The 25,556-nt window shown below is 40.9% G+C and carries 27 protein-coding genes; 20 read left to right on the forward strand and 7 right to left on the reverse strand.

Features of this window, described 5'->3' with window-relative positions; genetic code table 11:
* The first annotated feature begins 44 nt into the window (after nt 1-44).
* From PAARA_RS14565 to PAARA_RS14595, 7 genes are read left to right on the forward strand one after another with little or no spacing between them, the layout of a single operon-like run.
* Complete coding sequence (locus tag PAARA_RS14565; RefSeq protein ID WP_062569743.1) at nt 45-1,178, forward strand: protein-glutamate methylesterase/protein-glutamine glutaminase; 1,134 nt, start codon at nt 45-47, stop codon at nt 1,176-1,178.
* Nucleotides 1,171-1,935: a flagellar motor protein gene (locus tag PAARA_RS14570; RefSeq protein WP_062569744.1), complete on the forward strand. Its 765-nt coding sequence runs from the start codon at nt 1,171-1,173 to the stop codon at nt 1,933-1,935. Before PAARA_RS14565 ends, PAARA_RS14570 begins: the two co-directional genes overlap by 8 nt.
* Before the next feature lie 5 nt (nt 1,936-1,940).
* Nucleotides 1,941-2,900, forward strand: coding sequence for a flagellar motor protein MotB (locus tag PAARA_RS14575; protein ID WP_062569745.1), 960 nt, complete (start codon nt 1,941-1,943; stop codon nt 2,898-2,900).
* A gap of 11 nt (nt 2,901-2,911) precedes the next feature.
* Nucleotides 2,912-3,682: a ParA family protein gene (locus PAARA_RS14580; RefSeq protein ID WP_062569746.1), complete on the forward strand. Its 771-nt coding sequence runs from the start codon at nt 2,912-2,914 to the stop codon at nt 3,680-3,682.
* Between the two features lie 2 nt (nt 3,683-3,684).
* Nucleotides 3,685-4,434: a chemotaxis protein CheW gene (locus tag PAARA_RS14585; RefSeq protein ID WP_062569747.1), complete on the forward strand. Its 750-nt coding sequence runs from the start codon at nt 3,685-3,687 to the stop codon at nt 4,432-4,434.
* 21 nt (nt 4,435-4,455) lie between these two features.
* The gene (locus PAARA_RS14590; RefSeq protein WP_058586379.1) at nt 4,456-4,953 is read left to right on the forward strand and encodes a chemotaxis protein CheW; all 498 of its coding nucleotides are present in this window, start codon (nt 4,456-4,458) and stop codon (nt 4,951-4,953) included.
* Nucleotides 4,954-4,968: 15 nt separating this feature from the next.
* Nucleotides 4,969-5,370: a DUF2802 domain-containing protein gene (locus tag PAARA_RS14595; protein WP_062569748.1), complete on the forward strand. Its 402-nt coding sequence runs from the start codon at nt 4,969-4,971 to the stop codon at nt 5,368-5,370.
* Between the two features lie 20 nt (nt 5,371-5,390).
* Here the strand turns inward: PAARA_RS14595 and PAARA_RS14600 are convergent, their stop codons facing one another.
* Nucleotides 5,391-5,699 (reverse strand): EscU/YscU/HrcU family type III secretion system export apparatus switch protein, encoded by a 309-nt coding sequence (locus PAARA_RS14600; RefSeq protein WP_062569749.1) that lies wholly within the window; start codon nt 5,697-5,699, stop codon nt 5,391-5,393.
* A gap of 1 nt (nt 5,700) precedes the next feature.
* Complete coding sequence (fliK, locus tag PAARA_RS14605) at nt 5,701-8,001, reverse strand: flagellar hook-length control protein FliK (protein ID WP_062569750.1); 2,301 nt, start codon at nt 7,999-8,001, stop codon at nt 5,701-5,703.
* A gap of 102 nt (nt 8,002-8,103) precedes the next feature.
* On the opposite strand from fliK, the gene ccmA reads away from it, so the two are divergent.
* From ccmA to PAARA_RS14655, 10 genes are read left to right on the forward strand one after another with little or no spacing between them, the layout of a single operon-like run.
* Entirely contained in the window at nt 8,104-8,724 is a 621-nt protein-coding gene (gene ccmA, locus PAARA_RS14610) for a cytochrome c biogenesis heme-transporting ATPase CcmA (protein WP_083515330.1), read from the forward strand.
* On the forward strand, nt 8,724-9,410 hold the full coding sequence (ccmB, locus tag PAARA_RS14615) for a heme exporter protein CcmB (protein ID WP_062569752.1): 687 nt from the start codon (nt 8,724-8,726) through the stop codon (nt 9,408-9,410). Before ccmA ends, ccmB begins: the two co-directional genes overlap by 1 nt.
* A gap of 1 nt (nt 9,411) precedes the next feature.
* Nucleotides 9,412-10,149, forward strand: a complete 738-nt coding sequence (locus PAARA_RS14620; protein ID WP_062569753.1) for a heme ABC transporter permease — start codon at nt 9,412-9,414, stop codon at nt 10,147-10,149.
* Nucleotides 10,150-10,151: 2 nt separating this feature from the next.
* Entirely contained in the window at nt 10,152-10,355 is a 204-nt protein-coding gene (ccmD, locus tag PAARA_RS14625; RefSeq protein WP_062569754.1) for a heme exporter protein CcmD, read from the forward strand.
* Complete coding sequence (gene ccmE / locus PAARA_RS14630) at nt 10,352-10,831, forward strand: cytochrome c maturation protein CcmE (protein WP_062569755.1); 480 nt, start codon at nt 10,352-10,354, stop codon at nt 10,829-10,831. Before ccmD ends, ccmE begins: the two co-directional genes overlap by 4 nt.
* A 1-nt stretch (nt 10,832) precedes the next feature.
* Entirely contained in the window at nt 10,833-12,788 is a 1,956-nt protein-coding gene (locus PAARA_RS14635; RefSeq protein ID WP_062569756.1) for a heme lyase CcmF/NrfE family subunit, read from the forward strand.
* Nucleotides 12,785-13,357, forward strand: a complete 573-nt coding sequence (locus PAARA_RS14640) for a DsbE family thiol:disulfide interchange protein (protein WP_062569757.1) — start codon at nt 12,785-12,787, stop codon at nt 13,355-13,357. The genes PAARA_RS14635 and PAARA_RS14640 overlap by 4 nt, the downstream gene beginning before the upstream one ends.
* Nucleotides 13,354-13,815, forward strand: coding sequence for a cytochrome c-type biogenesis protein (locus PAARA_RS14645; RefSeq protein ID WP_062569758.1), 462 nt, complete (start codon nt 13,354-13,356; stop codon nt 13,813-13,815). The genes PAARA_RS14640 and PAARA_RS14645 overlap by 4 nt, the downstream gene beginning before the upstream one ends.
* A complete protein-coding gene (gene ccmI / locus PAARA_RS14650) occupies nt 13,816-15,075 on the forward strand; it encodes a c-type cytochrome biogenesis protein CcmI (RefSeq protein WP_062569759.1) in 1,260 nt (419 codons plus the stop codon).
* A gap of 9 nt (nt 15,076-15,084) precedes the next feature.
* The gene (locus PAARA_RS14655) at nt 15,085-15,816 is read left to right on the forward strand and encodes an MlaA family lipoprotein (protein ID WP_062569760.1); all 732 of its coding nucleotides are present in this window, start codon (nt 15,085-15,087) and stop codon (nt 15,814-15,816) included.
* A 61-nt stretch (nt 15,817-15,877) separates the two neighbouring features.
* Here PAARA_RS14655 and PAARA_RS14660 read toward each other — a convergent pair whose 3' ends face one another.
* Nucleotides 15,878-17,101, reverse strand: coding sequence for an EAL and HDOD domain-containing protein (locus PAARA_RS14660; RefSeq protein WP_062569761.1), 1,224 nt, complete (start codon nt 17,099-17,101; stop codon nt 15,878-15,880).
* A gap of 375 nt (nt 17,102-17,476) precedes the next feature.
* Here PAARA_RS14660 and putP point away from each other — a divergent pair, with 375 nt between their 5' ends.
* Entirely contained in the window at nt 17,477-18,988 is a 1,512-nt protein-coding gene (putP, locus tag PAARA_RS14665; protein ID WP_062569762.1) for a sodium/proline symporter PutP, read from the forward strand.
* Between the two features lie 73 nt (nt 18,989-19,061).
* Here the strand turns inward: putP and PAARA_RS14670 are convergent, their stop codons facing one another.
* A complete protein-coding gene (locus tag PAARA_RS14670) occupies nt 19,062-19,367 on the reverse strand; it encodes a YebG family protein (protein WP_062570036.1) in 306 nt (101 codons plus the stop codon).
* A gap of 249 nt (nt 19,368-19,616) precedes the next feature.
* Here PAARA_RS14670 and PAARA_RS14675 point away from each other — a divergent pair, with 249 nt between their 5' ends.
* Nucleotides 19,617-19,910: a ComEA family DNA-binding protein gene (locus PAARA_RS14675; protein WP_062569763.1), complete on the forward strand. Its 294-nt coding sequence runs from the start codon at nt 19,617-19,619 to the stop codon at nt 19,908-19,910.
* Between the two features lie 17 nt (nt 19,911-19,927).
* Here the strand turns inward: PAARA_RS14675 and PAARA_RS14680 are convergent, their stop codons facing one another.
* The 3 genes from PAARA_RS14680 to PAARA_RS14690 all read right to left on the reverse strand — a co-directional run bounded on the left by PAARA_RS14680 (nt 19,928) and on the right by PAARA_RS14690 (nt 22,030).
* On the reverse strand, nt 19,928-20,230 hold the full coding sequence (locus PAARA_RS14680; RefSeq protein ID WP_062569764.1) for a DUF6170 family protein: 303 nt from the start codon (nt 20,228-20,230) through the stop codon (nt 19,928-19,930).
* Complete coding sequence (dsbB, locus tag PAARA_RS14685) at nt 20,230-20,748, reverse strand: disulfide bond formation protein DsbB (RefSeq protein WP_062569765.1); 519 nt, start codon at nt 20,746-20,748, stop codon at nt 20,230-20,232. Before dsbB ends, PAARA_RS14680 begins: the two co-directional genes overlap by 1 nt.
* A 130-nt stretch (nt 20,749-20,878) precedes the next feature.
* Nucleotides 20,879-22,030, reverse strand: coding sequence for a chorismate mutase (locus tag PAARA_RS14690; RefSeq protein WP_062569766.1), 1,152 nt, complete (start codon nt 22,028-22,030; stop codon nt 20,879-20,881).
* 333 nt (nt 22,031-22,363) lie between these two features.
* On the opposite strand from PAARA_RS14690, the gene PAARA_RS14695 reads away from it, so the two are divergent.
* A complete protein-coding gene (locus PAARA_RS14695) occupies nt 22,364-25,366 on the forward strand; it encodes a bifunctional diguanylate cyclase/phosphodiesterase (RefSeq protein ID WP_157066212.1) in 3,003 nt (1,000 codons plus the stop codon).
* The last annotated feature ends 190 nt before the right edge of the window (nt 25,367-25,556 follow it).

The following is a 25,556-nucleotide window of genomic DNA, read 5'->3' on the forward strand; positions in this document are numbered from 1 at the left end:
TGGATACAGCGCACTTACACTGAACACATAACAAGAGAGTGCCAATGGCAGTCAAAGTATTAGTTGTCGATGATTCGAGCTTTTTTCGCCGCCGTGTCAGCGAAATTTTAGAGCAAGATAGTAATATCCAAGTTGTAGGCTTTGCCGTGAATGGCCGAGAAGCTGTTGATAAGGCAAAAGAGCTTAGACCTGATGTCATTACTATGGATGTTGAAATGCCCGTTCTTGATGGTATTAGTGCCGTTAAAGAGATCATGGCTGCTACACCAACACCTATTTTAATGTTTTCTTCATTAACTCGTGATGGTGCAACAGCAACACTTGATGCGCTTGATGCGGGGGCTTTGGACTTTTTACCGAAAAAGTTTGAAGATATTGCCCGAAATAACGAAGATGCAATCGCACTTTTACAAAATAAAGTAAAAGAAATTGGTCGCCGTCGCATTTCACGTTTTACACGTCCTGCTCCGCCACCTCGCACAGCATCTACAACATCTACAAGCACCAGAAGCGCTGGTATTGTTCAGCCTGATCGTAGTTTCAGCCGCCCAGCACCAGCGCCGGCTTCACCGACGAACAATGTGCGAGCTTCAGGCAAACAGTACCAAGTTGTTGCAATTGGTACATCAACAGGCGGCCCTGTTGCTTTACAAACCATATTAACTCAACTGCCAGCTAATTTTCCGCACCCTATTTTACTTGTTCAGCATATGCCTGCTGCATTTACACCTGCTTTTGCCGCGCGACTAAATGGCCTGTGTAAAATTAAAGTGAAAGAAGCGCAACAAGGCGACAGGTTAATGCCAGGTACCGCTTATTTAGCACCTGGTGGTCAGCAAATGCTGGTAGAAGGACGTGGAAGTTCTCGAACGTTACGCGTTTTTGAAGATGATAGTCCTCGCATTACATACAAACCGAGTGTGGATGTAACATTTGCAAGCACTGCTAAAGCATTTGGTGGTGATGTATTGGCGGTTGTGCTTACTGGTATGGGGGCTGATGGTCGAGATGGTGCCCGCATGCTAAAACAAGCTGGTGCGACTATATGGGCGCAAGATGAAAAAACCAGTGTTGTTTATGGTATGCCGCAAGCCGTTGCTAATGCAGGCCTTGCAAGTGAGAGCTTAGCGCTTAATGACGTTGCTGCACGGTTAACACGAGAGACTGGGTGTGGATAAACTGTCGTTTCTTGGTTTAATCGTCGCTGTTAGCGCTATTGCTTTTGGTTATGCACTTGAAGGTGGGGTGGTAAGCGCTCTATTTAATGGCCCAGCGCTGATTATCGTGCTAGGTGGTACCTTAGGCGCTGTAATGTTACAAACACCAAGCAGTGTATTTTCTAAAACAGTAAAAATTAGCCATTGGGTATTTTTCCCCCCTTACCACGATATTGATGCTGCGATTGAGCAGGTGAAGCGTTGGTCTCAAAAGGCACGCCAAGAGGGGTACCTTTCGCTTGAGAATGAGGCCTTAGCGCATGATGATCCCTATGCGGTAAAGGGGCTAAGCATGTTAGTTGATGGAGCTGGTGAAACGAAGCTTAGGGATACACTTGAAATTGACTTAATGCTCGAGCGTGAAAGATTAATGGAAGTGAGCCGTGTATATGAAGCCATGGGGGGATACAGTCCAACCATTGGTATCTTAGGTGCGGTACTTGGGCTTATTCAAGCAATGCAATTTATAACCGATCCTGAAAAGCTTGGAGCAGGGGTCGCGACAGCGTTTATTGCGACAATTTATGGTGTTGGTTTAGCAAACTTACTCTTTTTACCAATGGCAAACAAACTAAAGCAACAAATTGAACAAAAAATGCTGTACCACGAGTTACTTGCAGAGGGAATTATTGCTATTGCCCAAGGTGAGAGCCCATTAAATATTGAACTCAAACTTGAGGCGTATCGTGTAGAGCGTCCAAGCTTAGCTGGCGAGTAACTCTTATGATGCGCCGTCGCATGCGTCATAAAATTCAAACAAGCCAACATACAGAGCGTTGGCTTGTTTCTTATGCCGATTACATGACCATTATGTTTGCGTTTTTTGTGGTGATGTATGCAATCGCTATTAGCAAGAATGAAGATTTCCAAGTTTTATCTGATTCACTAGAGCAAGTGTTTGATAAATCAGCACGTACTCATCAGCAGGCTGGAACTGGGGTACAGGGTACGGGGATTTTAACAGACCGTGTCACGCCTGAAAGCGAGGTTTTATATGGTGAAAGTATCCTCAAAGAAGAGCAAGGGCCTAAGTTAATTGATGGGCAAGCCGATACCAGTAATATCGAAAAAAAGCATTTAGGAAAACCGCTAGATAGTCTACTTAGCAAACTGCAATCTGCTTTAATTGATGAGATCCGTAATGGTGAGGCTAGCCTTGAGCTTAATCAAGACTGGCTGATAATTGAATTGAGTTCAGGCATGTTGTTTTCGTCGGGCAGTGCTGTTGCTCAACAACGTGCTAAACAAGTTGTTGCATTAGTTAAAGATATTATTGCTCCTGTAGATAATTACATTCGTGTAAGAGGTTATACCGATAACGAAGGTATTCGTAATGAAATGTTTCGATCTAACTGGGAACTGTCAGTCGCACGCGCAACATCAGTATTGGTTGAGCTTGAAGAGTTGGGGATAAACCCTGCTCGCATGGCCATTGAGGGCTATGGTCAGTATTCACCCTTTTCCAGTAATGACACAGAACAAGGGCGTGCAGAAAATCGTAAAGTTGTTGTGGCACTTTCTAAATATGGTTTACCAGAACAATCACAGCAGGCTACCAATGAACAAGCTAAACCCAGTGTAAACGAGAGTACAGAAATTGAGTTGCCAAGCAATGACAACACGATTAAAGTGATTCAATTACCTCACGGTGGCATTCGAATTACCACGCGCAATGAACAATAACAAGGTGTGATGTGAAAATTTGGACAGTAGCGAATCAGAAAGGCGGAGTAGGGAAAACCACAACCGCTGTTAGTCTTGCTGGCACGCTTGCATTACAAGGGAAACGGGTATTATTGATAGATACCGATCCACATGCTTCATTAACTTATTATTTTGGTATCGATTCAGAAGAGTTAGAGATTAGCGTCTACGATATTTTTGCCCGTGGCAACAGTATGGCCAGCGAAGAAATCTTACAAGCACTTTGCCCGTCAACACTTGAAAACCTTGATATTTTACCTGCAACCATGGCTATTGCGACCCTCGATAGAAGTATGGGCAATAAGAATGGTATGGGTCTTATACTAAAAAAAGCGCTGGCAAAAATTAGCGAACATTATGACTATGCAATTATCGACTGTCCGCCTGTATTAGGTGTATTAATGGTTAATGCCTTAGCTGCCAGCGAACGTATTTTAGTGCCAGTACAAACAGAGTTTTTGGCTCTCAAAGGTCTTGATCGTATGATGCGCACTATGGAGTTGATGCAAACATCGCAATCTAAACAATATCAGTATACGATTATACCAACAATGTACGACAAACGGACTAAAGCATCCCTTGAAGCCTATAAAACTCTTCAGGATAATTACAAAGATAAAGTGTGGTCGGGAGTCATCCCCGTTGATACCAAGTTTAGAGATGCAAGTTTGGCACAGCAAGTACCTATTCAGTTTTGTCCTCGATCACGAGGGGTATTTGCGTATCGCGCATTACTCGATTATTTAGTTGCACAAGGTTAAAGATGAGTAGCAAACACTTATTTGCCAACGAAAAAGTGATGACCCAATACTTGGGGGCATTACTGTGTGAGGAAGAACCAGAACAGCAAAACCTTGAACCTGTGGCTAAGTTACTCGAACAAGTAAATGAGTCAAAAGGTGACCCATTACCTCTAGAAGTAGAGCAAAAAGTAGAAACACCTGTTGTTGAACCTATTAAAGAGCTTGAGAAAACCGAGAACCAAGCTAATATCAAAGATATAGTCGAACAAAAACAGACTGAGATTGTTGCTAAAACCTCGTCTGAGCGACAAGAAGACTATTTTGATGGTGAATTTCAAGCATTGTTTTTTGAGGTCGCAGGCTTAACTTTAGCCGTTCCTTTGAAAGCATTAGGGGGCATTCATCAACTAACAGAGGTTAATCAGTTATTTGGCAAACCTAAGTGGTTTAAAGGTGTGATGCTAAATCGTGATGAAAAACTGAATGTAGTGGATACAGCACGTTGGGTGATGCCTGAAAAGTATGATGAAAAATTAGAACAGTCACTCGATTATCAATATTTAATCACCTTAGGTGACAGCCAATGGGGATTATTGGCTGAGAAGCTCGTAAATAATATTACACTTCGCGAAGAAGATGTAAAATGGCGAGCAAAATCAGGCAAGCGGCCTTGGCTTGCTGGCGTTATCAAAGAGAAAATGTGCGCCTTGATTGACGTTGAAAATTTATACCAATTGCTAGAGCAGGGCTTAGACAGCCGTGAGCAGTAACTATTTTTACGGAGTAATAGCATGAGTGAAGAAAGACTACTGTCAGCGAATAAAAATGCTGATAGCAACGATGAAGTGTTACAGTGGGTAACCTTTAAACTTGAAGAAGAAACGTACGGCATTAACGTAATGCAAGTACAAGAAGTACTTCGCTATACCGAGATTGCTCCTGTTCCAGGTGCGCCTTCTTATGTGCTTGGAATTATTAACCTGCGTGGTAATGTTGTGACTGTAATCGACACCCGTGCACGTTTTGGTTTAATGGGCGCTGAGGTAACGGATAATTCTCGAATTGTCATTATTGAAGCGGAGAAGCAAGTTATCGGTATCTTGGTTGATAGCGTTGCTGAAGTTGTGTATCTACGTAGCTCTGAAATTGACAGTGCGCCGAATATTGGCACAGAAGAAAGTGCTAAGTTTATTCAAGGTGTATCAAACCGTGATGGTGAGTTACTGATCTTGGTTGATCTTAATAAACTTTTAAATGACGAAGAGTGGGATGAGCTGAGCGCATTATAAACGCTCAGAATTTATATGCTGTTATACTCTTTGTTTGGAGCCTCAATCTTACTATTTTTGGTATGTTTGGGGCTTATTTTTGTTAATAACAACAAGCACGCTACGGCGTTAAAAGCAAAGCAACAACAAGTGCAAGATGCTCAGCAACAGTTGAGTATTTTACGCAGTGAAGTGGCTGAAATGCGAGCTGGCATGCTAAGTATTGGCAAAAGATTGGTTGCTGTTGAAGATAAAAATCAAGAACTTGAACAACTTCAAGATGCACAAAAATATGATGACCCCAATGCGAAAATTTACTCGCGTGCGGTAAAAATGGTAGAACTTGGTGCCGACTTGGAGGAGATTATTCGCGAGTGTGAATTACCCAGAGCTGAGGCTGAGTTACTCATGTCATTACATAAACAAAAGGGCGCTTAATTAGCGCCTTTTCTCTTTATTTAAGCCTGAATGTTCAGCTTTCCTTGAAAGTCCTGCCAGCCAGGGGGAAATTTTCCTCTTAACACATATGAAAAAGCAATAAGCTCAGCGATTACGTAGTAAAGTTCCTTAGGTATTTCTTCACCTAACTCAAGATGTGCAAGTGTTTTTGCTAAATCAGCATCTTGATGAATTAAAATACCTTTTTCTTCAGCCAGTTTTACTATTTCATCAGCAAGCTCGCCAAATCCTTTCGTTGTTACTTTTGGTGAATTGCCTACCTCATACAGTAGCCCTATGGCGGATTTATGTTTGCGGTCATCTTTCATATTAAACCTTTACATTAATGATTGCATGAGACTGGTAAAATGCATGGTGTGTGGGCACACCTTGTTTTAAGTTTAGTTCAGCGATATTTAAACCGTGACTGGCGAGTTTGTGGCGTAACGTTTCTAAATGTGGGTGAGCTAATGCAGTTACATCTTGTGATGATGCTAATAATTGACATTCAACGGCTTTATCCATTATTTCAGCAGTGACTTGTAGCTGACCAAGCTCAGCATAGTCAAAGTTAAGCCTCACGAACCATACATCCTTATTTTCTAATTTATTTTTGCTTGGTTTTTTATAATGACCTAGGCTAATTTCAGTTTGCCCAATTTCTGGCGGTAATTTCATTGGTAAAAAGAATTGCGCTAAAGGGTTAGCGTCTTGCTGCTGGTTTATCGGGGTTGTTTGTACCTGTGATAAGCTCGATTTCAATTGGCCAATTTCATTAGCAAGAGTTTGGAGATTAGTTTGCTGTAACTGCTCAAGCATTTTGTTACTGTCGATGGCTTTAAAGTTTGGTACTAATACTTGCAATAGCGCATCAAGCCCATGTTGGTTGTTAAAACCTATTGCTGTGGGGGACTGACTAATTATAGGCGCGGCGAGGGTTGTAACTGCGAGCTGCTCAAGTCCTTGATTAAAGCTAGCCTGTAGGTTCTGTGGCGATAATGATGCAGGCCTTAAAATGCTCAACAGCTCACGCTCGATAGTTACTGGAAGTGTATTTTGAGCAGATATCATTCTGTTGAATGCTTGATTCACCAATCGGTTTAAGTCTATTGATGGCGTGTTATTACTTTGGCTAAGCTGATTTAGTTTTTCACTTAATTGAACAGGCACAGTGGTACTAATAAGTTGCTTACTCTCACTTTGAGGTATTAATGTTGCAACGAGCTTGGCCTCAAGTGGCTGCATTAATTGTAAGGGCCGCGCTAAATTTGGCTCATTAGATGCTAAAAACGCTGTATTAGCATTGTTGTTATTCGTTGCAGTTTTGCTGTGTTGTAATAGTTCGGTATTTGTAGTGAGTGCTGCTAAACCTGCTTTTACCTGTTGAAAAAGCTGAACCATCGGCGGCGAATTATTATAGTGCGTGGGTAGCATGACTTGCGCTGCGGTCATCGGTACTTTTGAAGATGTATTTGCCCACGGAGCTTGTAGTTCAGCCAATTTAATAATATCTATTTTTTTTGTATTAAAGCCAAGCTCTGCCACAGATAAAGTACTTTTCAATAAAGTCGAGTTTAAATTTGCTGTATGTTTTTGAGTTGCTGGCAGTTTTTCAAAATACCGTACTGCATCGCTTATACGTGTTTTTAAATCAGCAAAACTGTCTTTTAACCAAGAGCGTATTGGAGAATTAGTTGAGCTTAAAGGCTGTGCCAATGACAGAACAGTACTTTTATTTGGTTGCTCTTTAAGTAATTGATGAAATGTGTCGGTTAAAGAGTTTTTTAAAATGAACTGCTCATTGATAGGTTTACTTACCAGCTTTAATCCATTACGTATTACCTGTGGGGTTAGTTTAATGTCTTGAGCGTTTTGCTGTAGCTGAGTTAGTAACTGTTTACTTTCATTCGTGGGAAGATCTTTTAATTGCAGTTTCATCGATGCCATTGCTTTGTTTGCAATGGTAACCTGTAGCTGCTTCGCAGATAAATTGAGTGCGAGTTCAGGTGCTAATTTAGCTAAGATTTCTGCCACTTTTTGCTGGCTAACAGTTTGTTGATGTAGCGAGTCACCATAACGGTTCAAAATATTTAATGTAAACTCAGCGTGTTTAGTCGTTGCAGGTAAAATAACTGCTTGTAGAGGTGCTTCTGATTTCAAAAGTGTGCTGAGTGTGTTGTTTAACATAAACTCGGCTTTTAAAGTCGGTATGCTTAAAGTCGGTTTATTGCTCGGAATTGTCGCAGGAAGTATTGCTGTTGTTTGACTGTCGCCTTGCGCTAAAAGGTTTAAAAGAGCTTGCAACTGAGGAGCTTTACTTAATGTCAGACTAACCGGTGTCGGTGTGATGCTAAGCTGCTTACCATCATGATTCAACGAAACGTTAGCTGATGCATACTTAGCTAATTGGTAATTCGTTTGCTGGGTAGATAAACGTAACGTTTGCCACGAATCATCGAGTAATACATCCATTTGCACCGAGTGTTTGCTAATAACAATATTACGGGCACTTAGAGTTTGTTCACCAAGTGCTTGTATCGCTTCGTTTGATGAATTTTGCGCAACGCGACTGACTCCTGTGCTCTCAAGGTTTAGTTGTGTAGTTAGCGTTAACGGGCTCTGTTTATTCATTATTTTAGATCAAATATAAGTTAATCGTTGTAAAGCAATATTCGTATTACCCTATCATTATGGTAGACTATCGCCTAATTTTGGGTATAGAGAATCGTCATCTTGTTACACATTAAGTCCGTCACCTGCATCAAACAAGATCGTTGTTTGTTTGCGGATCTTAATTTCAGCTTGAAATCGGGACAAATTATGCAGTTAGCTGGTCCAAACGGGGCTGGTAAAACATCATTATTGCGCATTATCGCAGGTTTCGCTACGGCGGATGAAGGTGATGTTTTGTTCCAAGAGCGATCGATTGCCAAATACTATGACGAGTATGCACAAGAGCTGTTATTTATTGGCCACAAAACCGGTGTAAATACGCAGCTTACTGCACTTGAGAATGTCGCTTTTTGGCTAAAAATAAATGGTTACGATACGCACCAAGATTTATACCCTATTTTAGCTAAAATAGGTTTGGTTGGCCTAGAAGATGTACCAGTACGTATGCTCTCAGCAGGGCAACAACGTCGGGTTGCTTTGGTAAGGCTTTGGTTAAATAACGCTAAACTTTGGATTCTTGATGAACCATTTACAGCCCTTGATAAAAGCGGTGTTGCATTTTTACAAGAGCGCTTTGTTGAGCACCTAAATGCAGGTGGGGCGATTTTACTAACCACCCACCAAGACTTAACCACCCATTTTAGTGATCTAAAAACAGTGACCTTGGAGTATCGCCACTGATGGTAAAGCAGCATTCTTATTGGCAACTATTCTCTGCGGTTTTTTTTAAAGATCTTAAATTAGCGTTTCGTCAGCGAGCTGAAATCGTTAATCCTATTTTATTTTTTCTTATCGTTATTACACTTTTCCCGTTAGCTATCGGGCCTGAACCGGGTCTACTAGCACGCATGGCTCCTGGCATTATTTGGGTTGCTGCCTTGCTTTCAACTATGTTGGGCTTAGATAAATTATTTCGTGATGATTATCACGACGGCACACTAGAACAGCTGATTGCATCGTCATATCCGTTACCATTAACGGTGCTTGCTAAAGTGGCGGCACACTGGGTGATCACTGGATTACCGTTGGTGCTGATGACACCTGTATTTGCTTTATTATTGAATTTAGAAAGTTCAGCGCTTTTGGCAACGGTGCTTACTCTTTTATTGGGTACACCTTTGCTTAGCTTTATAGGTGCAATTGGCGCTGGACTGACTGTGGGGTTACAAAAAGGCGGCATTTTGATGAGTTTGCTTGTTTTGCCTTTGTATATCCCCGTACTAATTTTTGCAACCTCGGCTATTGATACCAGCTCTATGGAGCTTGCCTATAGCGGACAGCTTGCAATCCTTGGTGCCATGCTAATCGTAGCGATTATAGCGGCACCAATTGCCATATCGTCAGCATTGAAAGTGAGTGTAAGTTAATATGTGGAAGTGGTTACATCCCTACGCAAAAGCAGATCGTGCTTACCAATTGTGTAACACCTTACTGCCTTATTTCGCCGTTCTTACGGTGGTTTGTATGATTGTTGGATGGGTCTGGGGGCTTGCTTATGCGCCAGCAGATTATCAACAAAAAGACAGCTATCGAATTATTTTTATCCATGTGCCTTCAGCTATTTTGTCTATGGGTGCGTATTCTTCTATGGCGATCGCAGCTGTGATCGCACTAGTATGGCAGCTACGTAATGCAGAACTTGCAGTGATTGCAATTGCACCTGTTGGGGCGTGTGTGACAGCAATTGCCTTGATCACCGGTGCTGCATGGGGGAAACCTATGTGGGGTGCTTGGTGGGTGTGGGATGCGCGTTTAACATCAGAGCTTATCCTATTATTTTTATATTTGGGGGTATTATCGCTTTATCATGCTTTCGAAGATAAAAAATCGGCAGGGCGTGCCGCGTGTATTCTAGCAATTGTTGGTGTGATTAATCTGCCAATTATTCATTTTTCGGTAGAGTGGTGGAATACACTTCACCAAGGCGCGACAATCACTAAGTTTGATACTAAAGCCATCGATCCTAGTATGTTTTGGCCGCTTATGGTGAACATAGTTGCCTTTGCTGGTTTTGTAGGTACAGTGACATTAATTCGTCTTAAAAACGAAATATTACAACGTGAAAAGCACCGCCCATGGGTGCGTCAGATGCTTGAGCGAGGTTAATCATGCAGTTTGATTCTTTTGCAGATTTTATTGCCATGGGAGGCTATGGCTTTTATGTATGGTTGTCTTTTGGCACCTGTGCATTAATTTTACTTGGTATTTTATTTAGTTCGTTAAACGATACGAAACGTATTTTCTCTTCAGTTAAGCAACAAGTGCAACGTGAAGAGCGCATTAAAAAAGCGAAACAAGGGGCAGATCAATGAATCCAAGACGTAAAAAACGTTTATTAGCTGTTGTAGCCATTATTTTTGGTGTGGGTGCAACCATAGGTTTAGTGCTCTATGCGCTGCAAGAAAACATCAATTTATTTTATACCCCTAGTGAATTAGTTGACGGTAAAGGTCCGAATAAAGAGAAGCCACACGTTGGACAAAAACTACGTATTGGTGGCATGGTTGTGCCAGGTTCTGTAGTACGCGATGAATCAAGTTTAAAGGTGAGTTTTAAGCTAATTGATACCGGTCCAATGGTGACTATAAATTACCAAGGCATCTTGCCGGATTTATTCCGTGAGGGGCAAGGGATTGTTGCGCAGGGCGTACTTGTTAAAGCGAATGAAATTGATGCCTTTGAGGTACTTGCCAAACATGATGAAGAGTACATGCCAGCGGAAGTTGCAGAAGCAGTGAAAGGTATTAAGCATGAAAAACCGACCTATAATTTAGATAACGGCAATTAATATGATCCCAGAACTCGGTTATTTTTCTTTAACACTGGCCATGGTGCTTAGTGTTTTATTATGTATTTTTCCTATTTGGGGAGCACATACTGGTAATTTACGCTTGATGCGTGCTGCTCCTTCGCTAGCAATTGGTCAATTTGTGTTTGTACTTTTGTCTTTTGCAGCGCTTATTTATGCCAGTTTAACCGATGATTTTACCGTTTCGTATGTCGCTTATCACTCAAGTAGTACTTTACCTTGGTACTATAAAATCACCTCAACTTGGGGTGGTCATGAAGGCGCTATTTTACTTTGGCTTGTAATGCAAGCAGGTTGGACAGCGGTTGTTGCCATGCGCTCTAAGTCACTACCATGGGTTTTGCGTGCTCGTGTACTGGGTGTGCTAGGTTTTTTGGGTGTTGGCTTTATGCTTTACACCTTGCTGATGTCGAGCCCATTTGAGCGCTTGTTACCTTACTTCCCCGTAGAAGGTCGTGATTTAAATCCATTACTGCAAGACCCTGGTATGATTATTCACCCGCCATTGCTTTATATGGGCTACGTGGGTCTGTCTGTGTCGTTTTCATTCGCCATCGCTGCGCTGCTAACAGGTAAACTTGATAATACTTGGGCTAAGTGGTCTCGTCCTTGGACTATGACGGCATGGGGTTTTTTAACATTAGGTATTACTATTGGTAGCTGGTGGGCTTACTCTGAGCTTGGCTGGGGTGGCTGGTGGTTCTGGGATCCAGTTGAAAACGCATCATTAATGCCATGGCTGGTGGCAACTGCGTTGTTGCACTCACTATCAACCACAGAAAAGCGGGGTGTATTTAAGTCATGGACCGTATTACTCGCTATTGCTGCATTCTCTTTAAGCTTACTCGGTACGTTTATTGTTCGTTCAGGCATTATTGTTTCTGTGCATGCGTTTGCGTCAGATCCTAACCGCGGTATGTTTATTTTAGCTTTCTTAGCTATTGTCGTCGGTGGTGGTTTATCGCTTTACGCATTACGCGTTTCACAGGTTAAAAGTGAAGGCCGTTATAAGTTCGCTTCCCGTGAAGTGGCACTTTGGTTAAATAATATTTTCTTAGTGGTCGCTACGTTAATTGTATTATTAGGTACGTTATTACCAATGATTCATAAAGAGCTTGGCTTGGGTAGTATCTCGATTGGTGAACCGTTTTTCAACAAGATGTTTGCTATCTTACTCGTGCCATTTGCTATCCTAATGGGCATCGGGCCTTTGCTTCGCTGGAAGCAAAATAAATGGTCGATGCTACAAAATAAATTAGCCTTATCAGCCATTGTGAGTATTGTCGCAACAGCTGCGTGGTTGTATTCGAGCTACGACGTAATTGCGCCTCTGACTTTTATCGCTACGGCACTTGCTGTTTGGATTTTTGTGACAACTTTAGTTGATTTAGCAGCTAAAGTGACCATTCATAAAACATTAGCTGAGGGCTTCAAACGTTTAGGTTTAAGTTATTGGGCTATGGTACTGGGACATGTCGGTTTAGCGTTCGTGATTGCAGGTGTTACATTAACGTCTGCTTATTCAGTTGAACGTGATGTCTCAATGAAGCCTGGTGATAAAGTGGCACTTAATGAGTATCAATATCGTTTTGATGGCGTTAAAAGCATTCGTGGTGCTAACTATAGCGGTCACGCAGGTGTCGTTACGGTACTTAAAAATGACAAGCAAGTAACTGTGTTACATGCTGAAAAACGCCGTTATGACATAGGCATGCAGTTTATGACAGAAGCCGCGGTCGATGCAGGTTTTACCCGTGACTTGTATTTAGCACTTGGTGAGCAATTAAGCCAAGGAGCATGGTCACTGCGTATTTATCATAAACCGTATGTCCGTTGGATGTGGCTCGGTGGTATTTTAATCTCCATTGCAGGTTTCCTTGTACTAGGTGATAAACGTTATCGTCAAAAATCAACAAAAGAGGAGGCTATGGCATGAACCGCAAGCTATTAGCGTTAGCCCCTTTACTGGTGTTTGTTTTACTGTGTGTGTTCTTGTATCAGGGGTTGTTTGCCAACCCTCGTGAACTACAAACTGGGCGTATTGGTCACACAATGCCGACTTTTAACCTTCCAGACTTAATGGATGAATCTAAGCGTTGGACTGATGCCGATTTAAAAGGTGAAGTTTACCTGCTTAATGTGTGGGGCACGTGGTGCCCAACTTGTTTAGCTGAGTTAGGTTACCTAACAGAACTCAGAGAGCAAGGTGTGAAAATTATTGGCTTGTATTATGAGCAAGGGTATGACCCTGACTTTGATGGGCAGTTTGATATCAACGCATTGCGCGAAGATGTAACAAGCATGCTTAATCGCGCTGGTGACCCGTATCAGTTTAATATTTTAGATTTAAAACGCACCTTGGCACTAGATTTAGGTGTGTCGGGGGCACCAGAAACCTTCTTAGTCGATAAGCAAGGCACTATTTTGCTACATCATACCGGTGATATAAACCCGCGAGTATGGCGTTCGAAGTTTGCCCCGTTGATGCAGGAGTTACAGCAATGAGATTAATTATTTTTTTAGCAAGCTTGTTAATGACTTTCAGCGTATTCGCACAGCAGGATAAGTATCAGTTTGACAATGACGAGCAAGCAGTGCGCTTCAGTGAGTTAACAAAAGAGCTACGCTGCCCAAAATGCCAAAACCAAAATATTGCCGATTCTGATGCTGTCGTCGCTAAAGATCTACGAGACAAAGTATTAGCACTTGTGAAGGATGGCAAAACCAAGGATGAAGTTATTGAATATATGATTGATCGTTATGGTTACTTTGTTCATTACGAACCGCCTGTTACACCTGCAACTTTAGTGCTTTGGGTGTTGCCAGTTTTGATAGTTGTGCTTGGTTTTGGCTTTATTGTGATTCGACAAAGAAAAGCCTCGGTGAAGCAAACATGGACTCATGAAGACGAAGCGTTACTTGCTAAGTTAATTAAACAAAATCAACGTCAGGAGCAAAGCTAAATGGCATTAATGTGGGCTTTATTTGTTTTACTCACACTGATTGCATTGCTATTTGTTGTGGTACCCTTTTTTAAACGCGAAAAAATTCAACGTCTTGATCACAATGCAAACTCGGAATTGATCCGTATCTATCATCAACGTTTAGAAGAGTTAAACGCTGACCTTGAAAATCAGCGGATAGATGCGCAAATGCATGAGGAATCTGTTGTTGAGCAAAAGCGACGCTTATTAAACGAGTTATCGCCTGAAAAAGCGTTAAATAGCTCAGGTAACAATCGCATATTTGCCTTGACGGGGGCTGGTTTTTTAATTGCATTAACTGTTATTTTTTATAGCTTCACAGGCAGCCAGCAACAAATAAAAGGCTGGCATGATGCCATGGCAAACTTAAAGTCATATGGTGAACGTGCTGTAATGCAGGATAAAGAGCCATTGACTCCAAATGAGCTACAAGCATTTGCACTTGCGCTGCGTACTAAGTTAGACAGAAGCGGCGATGATGAAGTTGCGTGGATGTTGCTAGGGCGTGTGGCTATGTCGCTGAATGAATATGACATGGCAATGCAATCATTTGATAAAGTGCTAAAGATGAACCCAGATAACAAGCAGGTGCTAATAAGCTATGCACAAGTTTTGTTAATTGAGGGGAGTGATGCAAATATGTCGCGTGCTGCGACAATGCTGTCGAAGGTTCTTAAATCAGAACCAACTAATGTTGATGCGATCTCGTTATTGGCATTAATTGCTTATGAGCGTAAAGATTGGCTACAAGCTAAAACGGCATTTGAAGTATTACTGGCTAGTATGCAAAAAAATGATCCTCGTTATAGCATGATAGCGCAGCGAATTGCTGAAATAGATGCGAAAATGGGCAGTGAAGAGGTTACTGATAACACACAGGCTGAAATAGCAAACAGTGAAATAAAAGTCACCGTTGATTTAGCCAGTGAGTTAAAAACACAGCTTCCGGATGATGGCACATTATTTGTTTTTGCAAAAGCAGCGAGTGGCCCACCTATGCCATTAGCGGTTGTTAAAATGACAGAGTATAGCTTTCCACTAGAGGTAACACTCAGTGACAGCAATGCCATGGTTGAAGGATTAACGCTTTCTAGCACAGATAAAATTATCTTAACGGCGCGTTTATCAAAAGATACAACTGTGGTACCTTCTAGCGGCGAATTAGAAGGTAAGTCAGATATTTTAGAGCGTGCTGAAGTTAAAGAGTACGCATTGCTGATTAATGAATTGATACCGTAAGGACAGTCGATGTTTAAGCACAGTTTATTTTTTATTTTTTTTGCGGTGCTCGCAGGATGCGCACAAGTACCTGATGAAAAACTGGATGACCGTGACCCTTTGCAGTCATTTAACCGCCCCATGTATGACTTTAATATGGACGTATTAGATGCTTATATCCTTCGTCCTGCGGCTGTTGGTTATGTCACTGTGACCCCCGTGCCAGTTAGGCGCAGCATCGTGAATTTTACAGATAATATAACCGCGCCGACGGATATGGTGAATGCTGGCTTACAAGGCAAGCCGGGTAACATGAGTATCAGCCTAGCGCGTTTTTTAGTAAACTCGACGGTAGGCTTATTTGGTTTTTTTGATGTCGCATCATCGCTTGGCTTAGAAATAGTTGATGAGGATTTTGGGCAGACCCTAGGTGTATGGGGAGTCGGTGACGGTGCTTATCTTATGTTGCCCGGTATGGGACCAACTACAGCAAGAAACCTAACCGGTGATGTGGTCGATAATATTGTTTTACCTGAGATTGCACTCACCACCCCACAAACAATACTTGTTTTTGCATTAAAGGCTGTAGAGGCGAGGGCATCATTAATACCTCAAGAAAGTTTATTAAATGAGTCGCTAGATCCCTATATCTTTATGAAAGATATTTATTTTCAGCGTCAACTTTATGAGCTATATGATGGTAATCCGCCCATTGAAGAAGAGCCTGATGATTTTGATGAGGACTTCTTAGAAAATCTTTAACACTCCCTCAGAATAAAAAATGCCAGCGTTTGCTGGCATTTTTTATTCGCTACATGTTTTTCTAATCACCAAACACTGACATTTGTTCATTGGCCCAGTTAACAGCGTCATGATAAGCATCGGGCACCTCTTCAGGGGCTAGACCCAGCTCGTGTTGAATATCTTTAGCGCCCTGCCAGTTTGCCTGCTCATATTGCTTTACAAGGCGTAAGTAAACGGCAAGTTGCCCTTCTTCATCGAGCAATGCGGCTTTTATGTCATTACTTAATGGGAGCTTTTTCATCACGCTCGGCATATCTTCATCTAAGATAGCATCCATTAATGACATCATGCCCGTTAAAAATGCCATGCCAGTATCACGTAGCTGACCGTGACTAATGGCAAGTAATTCGGTAAAGCGAGCTCGCGTTAATGATAGTCGAATTAGCTCAGCAGGTTTATCTGCGGCAACTTGTGCAGCAAATAACAGCGATAAGAATCGTTTTATCTCTTCGTTGCCTAATACAATAAGGGCTTGCTTAATGGTGCTAATTTCTGCACGGCGCTTAAATGCCGCAGAGTTTGAGTAGCGTAGTAGCTTGTATGATAGGTTAACGTCTCGCTCGAAAACTTCAGTGATTTTTTTCAGGTTTACATCAACGCTTGAGGTTTCATACAGAAGCTCTGCAAGTGCCATTTCTGAGGGGGGAAGAGTTTTACTTTGTACCATCTCTGGCTTTGAAAAGAAAAAGCCTTGAAAGTAGCTAAAGCCCATATCAACAGCAAGTTGATATTTCTCATATGTTTCAACCTTTTCCGCTAAAAGTTGGATCTGAGGGAAAGGTTTGATTGCTTCTATGACTTCTTGTATAGATTCCTTTGTACAGGTTAAAAAGTCGATTTTAATAATATCAATAAAAGGGTAAAAATGACGCCAAACAGGTTGATGAATATAATCATCAAGCGCAAGGGTATAGCCTTTTTCTTTTAAGTCTTTGACTACGGCTAAAAGGCGTTTTCCAGGTTGGATTGTTTCGAGAATTTCTACAACAATCTGGTCTTTACCAAGCAGTAGTGGGTAGCCTTTTTGTAACGTTTCTAGCGTAAAGTTGATATAGGCAGGTTTATTGTCGGTTAAATCATCAAGGCCAAAGTTAAATTGGCTGCCTTCTATGAGCCGAGAAGTCGCTTCATCACCATCAATCTCAGGAAACACGTTATCTACACCATCTCTAAAGAGAAGCTCATAGCCTACAAGTTTCTTTTCTTTATCTAGAATTGGTTGGCGCGCAGCGTAAAAGTACATATTTGAAGCAAATCCACATCAGTTAAATCATTTTTCCCCGCAATATATTGCATTGCGTTTGAAATAGCATTAGTTAAAAGAGCTGAAACGGGGAAAGTTGTTTTATTATTTCATTTTAGATCCTAAGACTAGGATAAATCGTAATAGAATTCTATTACTTGCGTCTAAATAATAGAAAAATTGTTAGCAAAGTGTTTATTGCGTCAAAGCCGTTACCCATCGGCTAGATTGGAGTTGGAGGGTAGAAGCATGATATAGTCGTGAGTGATATCGGTTTTTACCCCAATAATGTCTTAAAATTAAATGGCTTGCGAGTCATTATTCGGATTAAAAGCCAACATTAATCAATAATTGGAGGCTAATTTGGAAACAGGAATGATAATTTCGTTAGCATTGTACTTCATCGTAATGTTGGGGATTGGGCTTTATGCTTACAAACAATCAACAGATGATGTATCGGGATACATGCTAGGTGGTCGTAATCTATCACCAAGTGTCGCTGCGCTATCAGCAGGTGCATCAGATATGAGTGGTTGGTTACTGATGGGTCTGCCAGGTGCAATGTACTTGTTTGGTTTAAGTAAGGTATGGATCGCAATAGGTTTGGTACTTGGTGCTTGGGCAAACTATTTTCTCGTCGCACCACGTTTGCGCGTGTATACAGAGAAAGCGAATGATTCAATCACCATTCCAGACTATTTTGCAAATCGCTTCGATGATAATAAAAATGTTCTGCGCGTAATTTCAGCTATTGTTATTATCGTATTCTTCACTTTATACACCTCATCAGGAGTTGTTGCGGGTGGCAAGCTGTTCGAAAATTCATTCAATATGAGTTACGAGATGGGCTTGTATATCACAACGGGTGTGGTTGTTCTTTATACATTATTCGGTGGTTTTTTAGCAGTTAGTTTAACTGACTTCGTGCAAGGTTGTATCATGTTCGTGTCGCTGCTTGCAGTACCGATAGCGACCTATACTATGCTTGACCAGCCGTTTATGGATACGTTAGCAAATGCTCGCTATGACTTATTATTAAGCTCACCGAAAGAATCAGAAATTCATGCACTTAATATGATGGACTGGTTTGCAGGTGGCTCAACAATTGCCATCATCTCGGCAATGGCGTGGGGACTCGGTTATTTTGGTCAGCCACATATCATTGTACGCTTTATGTCTGTTCGCTCAGTGAAAGATATGCCTACTATGCGCCGTGTGGGTATGTCGTGGATGACATTATCGGCAATTGGTGCTGTGCTAACAGGTTTATTTGGTGCCGCTTATATGCTGGAAAACCAAATGCCGATTGATGACAAAGAAACGATTTTCTTAGTGCTGTCTGAGCTTATTTTCCATCCACTGATTGCTGGCTTCTTACTTGCTGCTATTCTTGCGGCGATTATGAGTACTATTTCGTCGCAGCTATTGGTGTGTTCAAGCTCACTGACAGAAGATTTCTATAAAATATATCTTAATCGCAGTGCGTCTCAGAAAGAGCTTGTTTTAGTCGGCCGAATTAGTGTTATTTTGGTTGCGTTGTTTGCTATCTACTTAGCTTATGACCGCGACAGTTCAATTCTTGACCTAGTTAGTAATGCATGGGCAGGTTTTGGTGCTGCATTTGGGCCACTTGTTTTATTCAGCCTTTACTGGAAACGTATGAACCTTCAGGGAGCTATAGCGGGTATGGTTGTGGGTGCTGCGACAGTTCTATTTTGGATTTATGCACCCGTTACGATTGATGGGCAAAAATTAAGTGCAATTATCTATGAGATAGTGCCTGGGTTTATTCTATCAAGTATTGCGATAGTCGCTGTGAGTTTAAGTACAGCAGAACCTAAAGAAGAAATTACTAAATTATTTGATGACGTTGAGGCATCACTGTAGTTTTTAATTAAACACTTTTAATTAAATACAAAAAGGGCAACATAGAGTTGCCCTTTTTATTGGATTTTTATTTTTAACCGGCTGCTTTTTCTTTTATATCTGCCACATTGTCGGTGGCTGATTTTGCTTTTTTAGGTTTTACAGGGGCCTCTTTAGCACCTTTCAAAACAGCCATAAATTGGTCTTTTTCTTTTGCCATCTCAAGTGCAAGAGATTCAATTTGTTGCTCACTAAGTGGTACGTCAACTTTCTCAAGCATCATTTCTAGTGATTCAGCAATGTCGAGCATTTTGTCATATGCGTCAGCTTCTTTTTTAGTAGTAAACGTCATTCGCTCGACTCCGTTTCTTTCTACAACATATTTAACAACAACAGCCATGATTTCTCCTGCATTTAAGCGTGGCATTTGTAGCGTAGCAACGCCACCTTGATTACTGTTTTTATATACAGTAATCGTTTGTGGCGGAATTTGCAAGTTTGATAAGTCTATTTTTTGTGGTGATTATTTGACATTGCGGTTGGTTTTAGGTTTATTTAATGATGTTACCATTATAGAAACGGTAGGGATGCAATAAGCGTTAGGTGACAATTAACTTAACTATCCATAATGGATATCACGGAGGAAAATATGAAACTATTATCAACTCTCTTTCTATCAATAGGCTTAACTTTATTGCCCACTTTACCTATTAGCGCAGCTGAAGATAAAGGAGCTGAGCAAGTTAAACAGCAAAAGGTGAATATAAATAAAGCCAGTGTTGAGCAACTCACTTTGCTTCCTGGCGTGGGTGAGTCAAAAGCCAAAGCGATTATAGAACACCGAACTCAGCAGGGGCCTTTTAAATCATTAGAACAACTCAAAGATGTAAAAGGGATCGGTGAAAAGGTGTTCTCGCAGTTAGAAGGAAAAATTATTCTTTAAATAAGTAAGCAGGGCGGTTATTCGCCCTGTTTAAACTCTTTAATTGCTACTTGTAAATGAGGGAGCGCAAACATGTTTTCTATCGGTGTTGTTATGAGTGGATAGCTCAGACCAGCTAGTAGCAGCCAAGGCACAAGCGACCAGCCCTGAAAATAAGCTAAACCTAAAAACAGGGGCGCTAAAAAAACAAGTTTACATACCGATAAAATGATCTTCTGTATAGGACTTAAATGCGCAAGTGCAAGAGCAATAATTTGCTGACGTTGTCTTACTTTAAACTCTTTTAAAGCAGGAATTTGACTAGAAAAAAAATACAACATTACAACGACTTTTTAATTACTAAACGACTCGCTACAACAGCGATAAAAACAAGCGAATAGGCTGCAAAAATAACTTCCATCCACGCAGGCATACTCATTGACGCAAATTGCCAATCTATGTTTCCACAATCACCTGTTGCAGCAAAGAAGCTTGGGATCCATTCGTGTAGAGGCATGAAGCTTGGAAAGTTTGGTTCAAATGCACAGCTAAATGCAAACGGGTCTGTATTGTTTTGCATCGCGATGTGTTCTTTGGCAATAAAGTAGCCCCAAATTGAAGATATTCCCCAAGTAACAAATGCGATAAGTCTACATAGGGTACTTTGTGGGTTGATTGCGCCGACAATGCCTGCGCCAAGAAGGCCAAGCATAGCAAAACGTTGGTAAATACACATTATGCAGGGCTCAAGTCCCATATTATATTGAAAGAACAGTGCTGTTATTTCAAACACAAATGCGGTTAAAGCGAGTAAAACCCAAGGTGTTCTTTTGCTTGCTAATTCAGCTAACCAATTCATGAAAAATCCAATTTTGAAGTGTTTTCAAGATTATGCTTAGGGAGTGCCTTAGGTGCAAGTGTCTGCGGTGAATATTCGTAACAAAAAAGGAGCTTGCTAGCTCCTTTTGGTGTTACGATTAGTTTTTACGTTAAACGCTGACAGCTTGTAAAGACTCGCTTTGGTAGCAGCCTAGAATACGAATATATTGGGTGTGCTCTTTCAGCTCTTCGAGTGCTTGCTTGACATGTAAATCATCTAGGTTAGCCTCTAAGTCTACATAAAAAACCTCTTCCCACGGGTTACCGGGTACAGGACGAGATTCAAGTTTTACAAGGTTTATTTGATGATGCTTAAATACCATTAACGCATCAGCTAATGAACCAGCTTGTTGCTTGGTTGCCATGATCAAGCTTGTTTTTGTTGGTATTTGTTTAGAAACCTGTAGTGGTTTACGGGCAACAACGATAAAACGGCTATGATTTTCACTTTGATTAGCCAGGCCTGTTTTTACAACCTCTAGACCAACATTTTTCCCTGCTTGAGCTGAGCCGATTGCTGCGCTGTTGGGCGTATCTAATGCTGATTGCAGGGCATGGAAAGTTGAATCACATGTTTCATGTTGAATATCACCGAGCCCTTGTACAAAACGGCTACATTGGGCGAAAGGTTGCGGGTGAGCATAGATTTTATTTATGTGAGACAGTTCTGTGTCTGGCAGGGCAAGCAAACAATGCTCAACACTGTGGGTCACTTCACCCACAATAGATACTTGCGCATGTTGTAAGAGATCAAATACCTCATTAATACTACCAGAGCTAGTATTTTCAATGGGGAGTAAGCCGAAGTCAGCTTGTCCATTTTCAACGTTCCCTGTAATTTGTTCAAAGCTTGAACAGCCAATTTCTATTACCTTTCCTGGACGTCGGCTAAAGTATTTATGGCAAGCCAATTGACTATATGAACCTTGACCACCCAAGTAAGCGACGCGGTGTGTTTCGCTCATTGCATCGGGGTTGAGGCTTTTTTGTAGCATCGCTTGTTGGTTAAGTACAGAGTCCTCAAGAATGGTTTGAAATACATTGTTAATGTAATAGGCATCTAAACCAAGCGACTTTCCGTAACCAATTAGCTTTTCAAGCAACGCTTGTTCACGTGCTTCATCGCGGATTGGTTTATTGTTGGCAATTTTATATTCAACCACGCTGTGGCTAATACGGCGTCGTTTTGCTAGTAAGACAAGTAAGTCAGAATCTATTTCATTTATATCATGTCTTAATGCATTCAATGTATCAATGCTCATATTGGTTTCCTCATTCCAAAACAGTGCACAAACAAAAAAGCCTCCCAAGTGGGAGGCTTTAGCTATTCGGTGAAATTATCTCGCAAACAGTTAAGCCTCCTCTATCTAAAGAAGCTAAAAAAAGAAAAGTAAGTGCGAGCGTTAATTTGTTTCATTCAGTTAATGTAAGAAGTGTGGTTTATAAAGTCAACCGCATATTGTACGTAATTTGCAAATCATCGACTAAGTAAGGAAAATTCATTAATCTTCATAAAAAATTTATAAATCTAAAAATGAATCTGGTATATTTGCCTTTGGAGAACAAATAATAACAATTATTAATAAGGTAGCCTAGTGGTGTATCGACGCCCGCCATCTCGTTTTGGTGTGAATTCGTTAAGTATGAAGTTATCGCTGCTGATTTCTGCAATTTGTTTGATTGCAGGTATATGTGCAGCCGCTTTGATGCTTAAGTCAGAAGAAAAACAGCTTGTTTTTGAAGAACATGAGCTTTTAAAGCATTCGAGTGAACGCTTAAGTCGTCAATTCGACCGTTTAATAAAAACAAAAATCAACATTGCAGAGCAAGCAAATAATGTCGTTAGCAGCCAGCTGTTAAATAGTGAGTCTCATATACTCAGTAAACACAGTGCTGATATTAACTATGCTGTTGATGGTAGTGTTCGCAGCACCTCAGAAGATGGCTTATCCGCTGCCTTTATCCCAGAAGAAAACTATTCAGAATTCTACAAGCAATTGATCAATGACTCAGAGTCGTTATGGAAAATTGTTTCACCCACGCTTATTCAAGATTTTTTTAACTTTTATTTAGTTACAAAAGATAACTTTATTCGTATTGCACCACCTAACTGGGCACTTAATGTGCCTAGCGATTTTGATTTCACAAAAGGTGAAACTTTTAATTACGCTCAGAATGTGCTCAACCCGAGTAGAGAAGCGGTGTGGTCAAAAGTGTATTACGACACTATTTGGCATAAATGGGTGGTGAGTGTACTTGTTCCCGTTTATCGAGATAATGAATTTTTTGGTGTTACAGGCAGTGATATTGCGCTTGAAACCTTATTGGCTCAACTGCCGATAGGAGATCGTGAGCAACACCTATTAGTATTCGATGCAAAAGGGCAGTTACTCGCCCACCCAGATCTAGAAAAGTCAATGCTAGAAGAATATGGTCGAGAAGGTAAAGTGTTACGAACTGAGGATTTTGTTAACCCTGACTTACAAAAACTCATCGCAGAAACAATTCGCCTAAAATTACCTGAGTCAGCAAATTCATTTGTTCAAAATGACGAAACACACATTATTAATATTCGTAAAGTTGAGCATTTAAACTGGTATATCGGAATTTACAAAAAACGTTCTTCCGCATTATCTGCGTTAGAAGAGTTAAAAGTGAAGTTCTTTGGTTTGTTTATTCTATACGCTATTTTAGTTGCGTTATTGTTGCATCAAGCATTGTATCAACTGGTACTTCGCCGTATCCATTCATTAGTAAATGCGGTCGTAAGTTTTGGCAAAGGTCAGCTACAAACTGAGTTTCCAAAAGCAAACAAAGATGAAATTGGTACGCTAAATGGCTCTTTTAGAGACATGGCTATTGAAATTAGAAAGCTGATTGATGGATTAAACCAGCGCATAAGTGAAAAAGAGATAGCAGAGAAAGCTGCAAATAGACTGTCAAAAGCGGTGGCATTCTCTGGAACCGGTGTGGTTATTACCAATCAAAACTTTGAGATTGAATATGTTAACCCCAAGATGGTTGAAATGACTGGATTTGAAGAACGTCATTTTATGGGGTCATCACTTTTAAGTATTATTTCGCAGGAAATGGCCATTTTAGTCGATGATATTGATGTTGATCTTCGAAGTCGTAATTATTGGCGTGGTGACACATTACTGCAAGGAAATGAACGTCAGTCAGTGTGGGTGTCGCTAAGTATTTCGCCTATTCGTGAAGATGCAGGAGAAATCACCAGCTATGTTGCCTCAGCACAAGATATATCGTTTGTAAAAGAGAGTCAGCGAAAAATGGAGCAGCTGGCATATTTTGATACGCTCACCGGCCTTGCTAATCGTACATTTTTTAGAATGCAGTTACGCAAGTCGATGGCACTTGCAGAGCGTGGTCATTATGCGTTTGCCTTATTCTATTTTGACTTAGATGAATTTAAACGTATTAACGATACACTTGGCCATGATGCGGGCGATCAATTATTAGTAGAAGTAGCAAACCGTTTGAAAAAACGTTTGCGCACCGAAGATACCATTGCTCGCCTTGGTGGTGATGAATTCGCGGTCCTATTAAGTGGTATAGAACACCAAACTCATGCTATGGAAGTGGCTAATACGATTCAAAAGACACTGAATGAGCCAATTAAACTCGGCAATAATGAAGTGATCATTAGTGGTAGTATAGGCATCACGATGGCGCCTTTTGACAGCCAAGAGGAAGATCAGCTGTTAAAGCATGCAGACCTTGCAATGTATGAAGCAAAAGCCAAAGGCAGAAACACCTATCACTTTTATAGCCAAGAGCTAAATGCCGCTGCCAATGAACGTTTATTCATCGAAAATGAGCTACGCACAGGCATTCGCGACAAGCAATTTATTATTTATTATCAGCCACAAGTCGATAGTCGAAATCAACATGTTGTTGGTTACGAAGCGTTGATTAGATGGTTCCACCCAACTGAGGGAATGATCCCTCCAACAAAGTTTATTCCGATTGCTGAAGCAACAGGGCTTATTGTTGAACTAGGGGCGTGGGTATTACAAGAAGCGTGTGAATTTGCTGCACGGCTAGAAAGAAAAAATTTAAAGAATAACATTTCAATAAATCTCTCGGCTCGCCAATTTAAAGACGCTAACCTAGTACTTACCTTAGATAAAATCATCAAACAAACAGGTGTTGAACCCAAACGCTTACATTTAGAGTTAACTGAGAGCATGTTAATGGGGCATGTTGAAGCCGCCATATTACAATTACATCAGTTAAAGGCATTGGGTGTATCAATCTCTATTGATGATTTTGGGACAGGCTACTCCTCACTCAGCTATTTGAAACGCTTCCCTGTTGATATTTTGAAAGTGGATCGCTCGTTTGTAAAAGACATTCCTGATGATTCAAATGACATGGAAATTACAGCGGCGATTATTGCGATGGCCCAAAAGCTTAAACTCAATGTGGTAGCAGAGGGTGTTGAGACGGTTGAACAGATTGAGTTTTTACAAAACAATAACTGTTATATTGTACAAGGTTACTACTACAGCCCACCAGTTAGCGAGGCTGATTTACCTGCGTTGTTTGAGCGTTTAGAACAAACAGATAAAATATAGTAGCTTATATTTTATCTGTTCTTCGGTAAATTTAGTTAGGACTTCATCTGGCTGGCGGCTATCTGTGAAGGGCAGTGTTAAAACTTATCAGGTAAAGCGATTTTGTTATACTCAGTTTTTAGTAACTTTATCTGATATTCAGGAAAATGGGTAAGTTACGCACTGTTAAATTGCTAGATATTCAAGGAAA

The organism is Pseudoalteromonas arabiensis, from assembly GCF_001550155.1.
GTDB lineage: Bacteria > Pseudomonadota > Gammaproteobacteria > Enterobacterales > Alteromonadaceae > Pseudoalteromonas > Pseudoalteromonas arabiensis.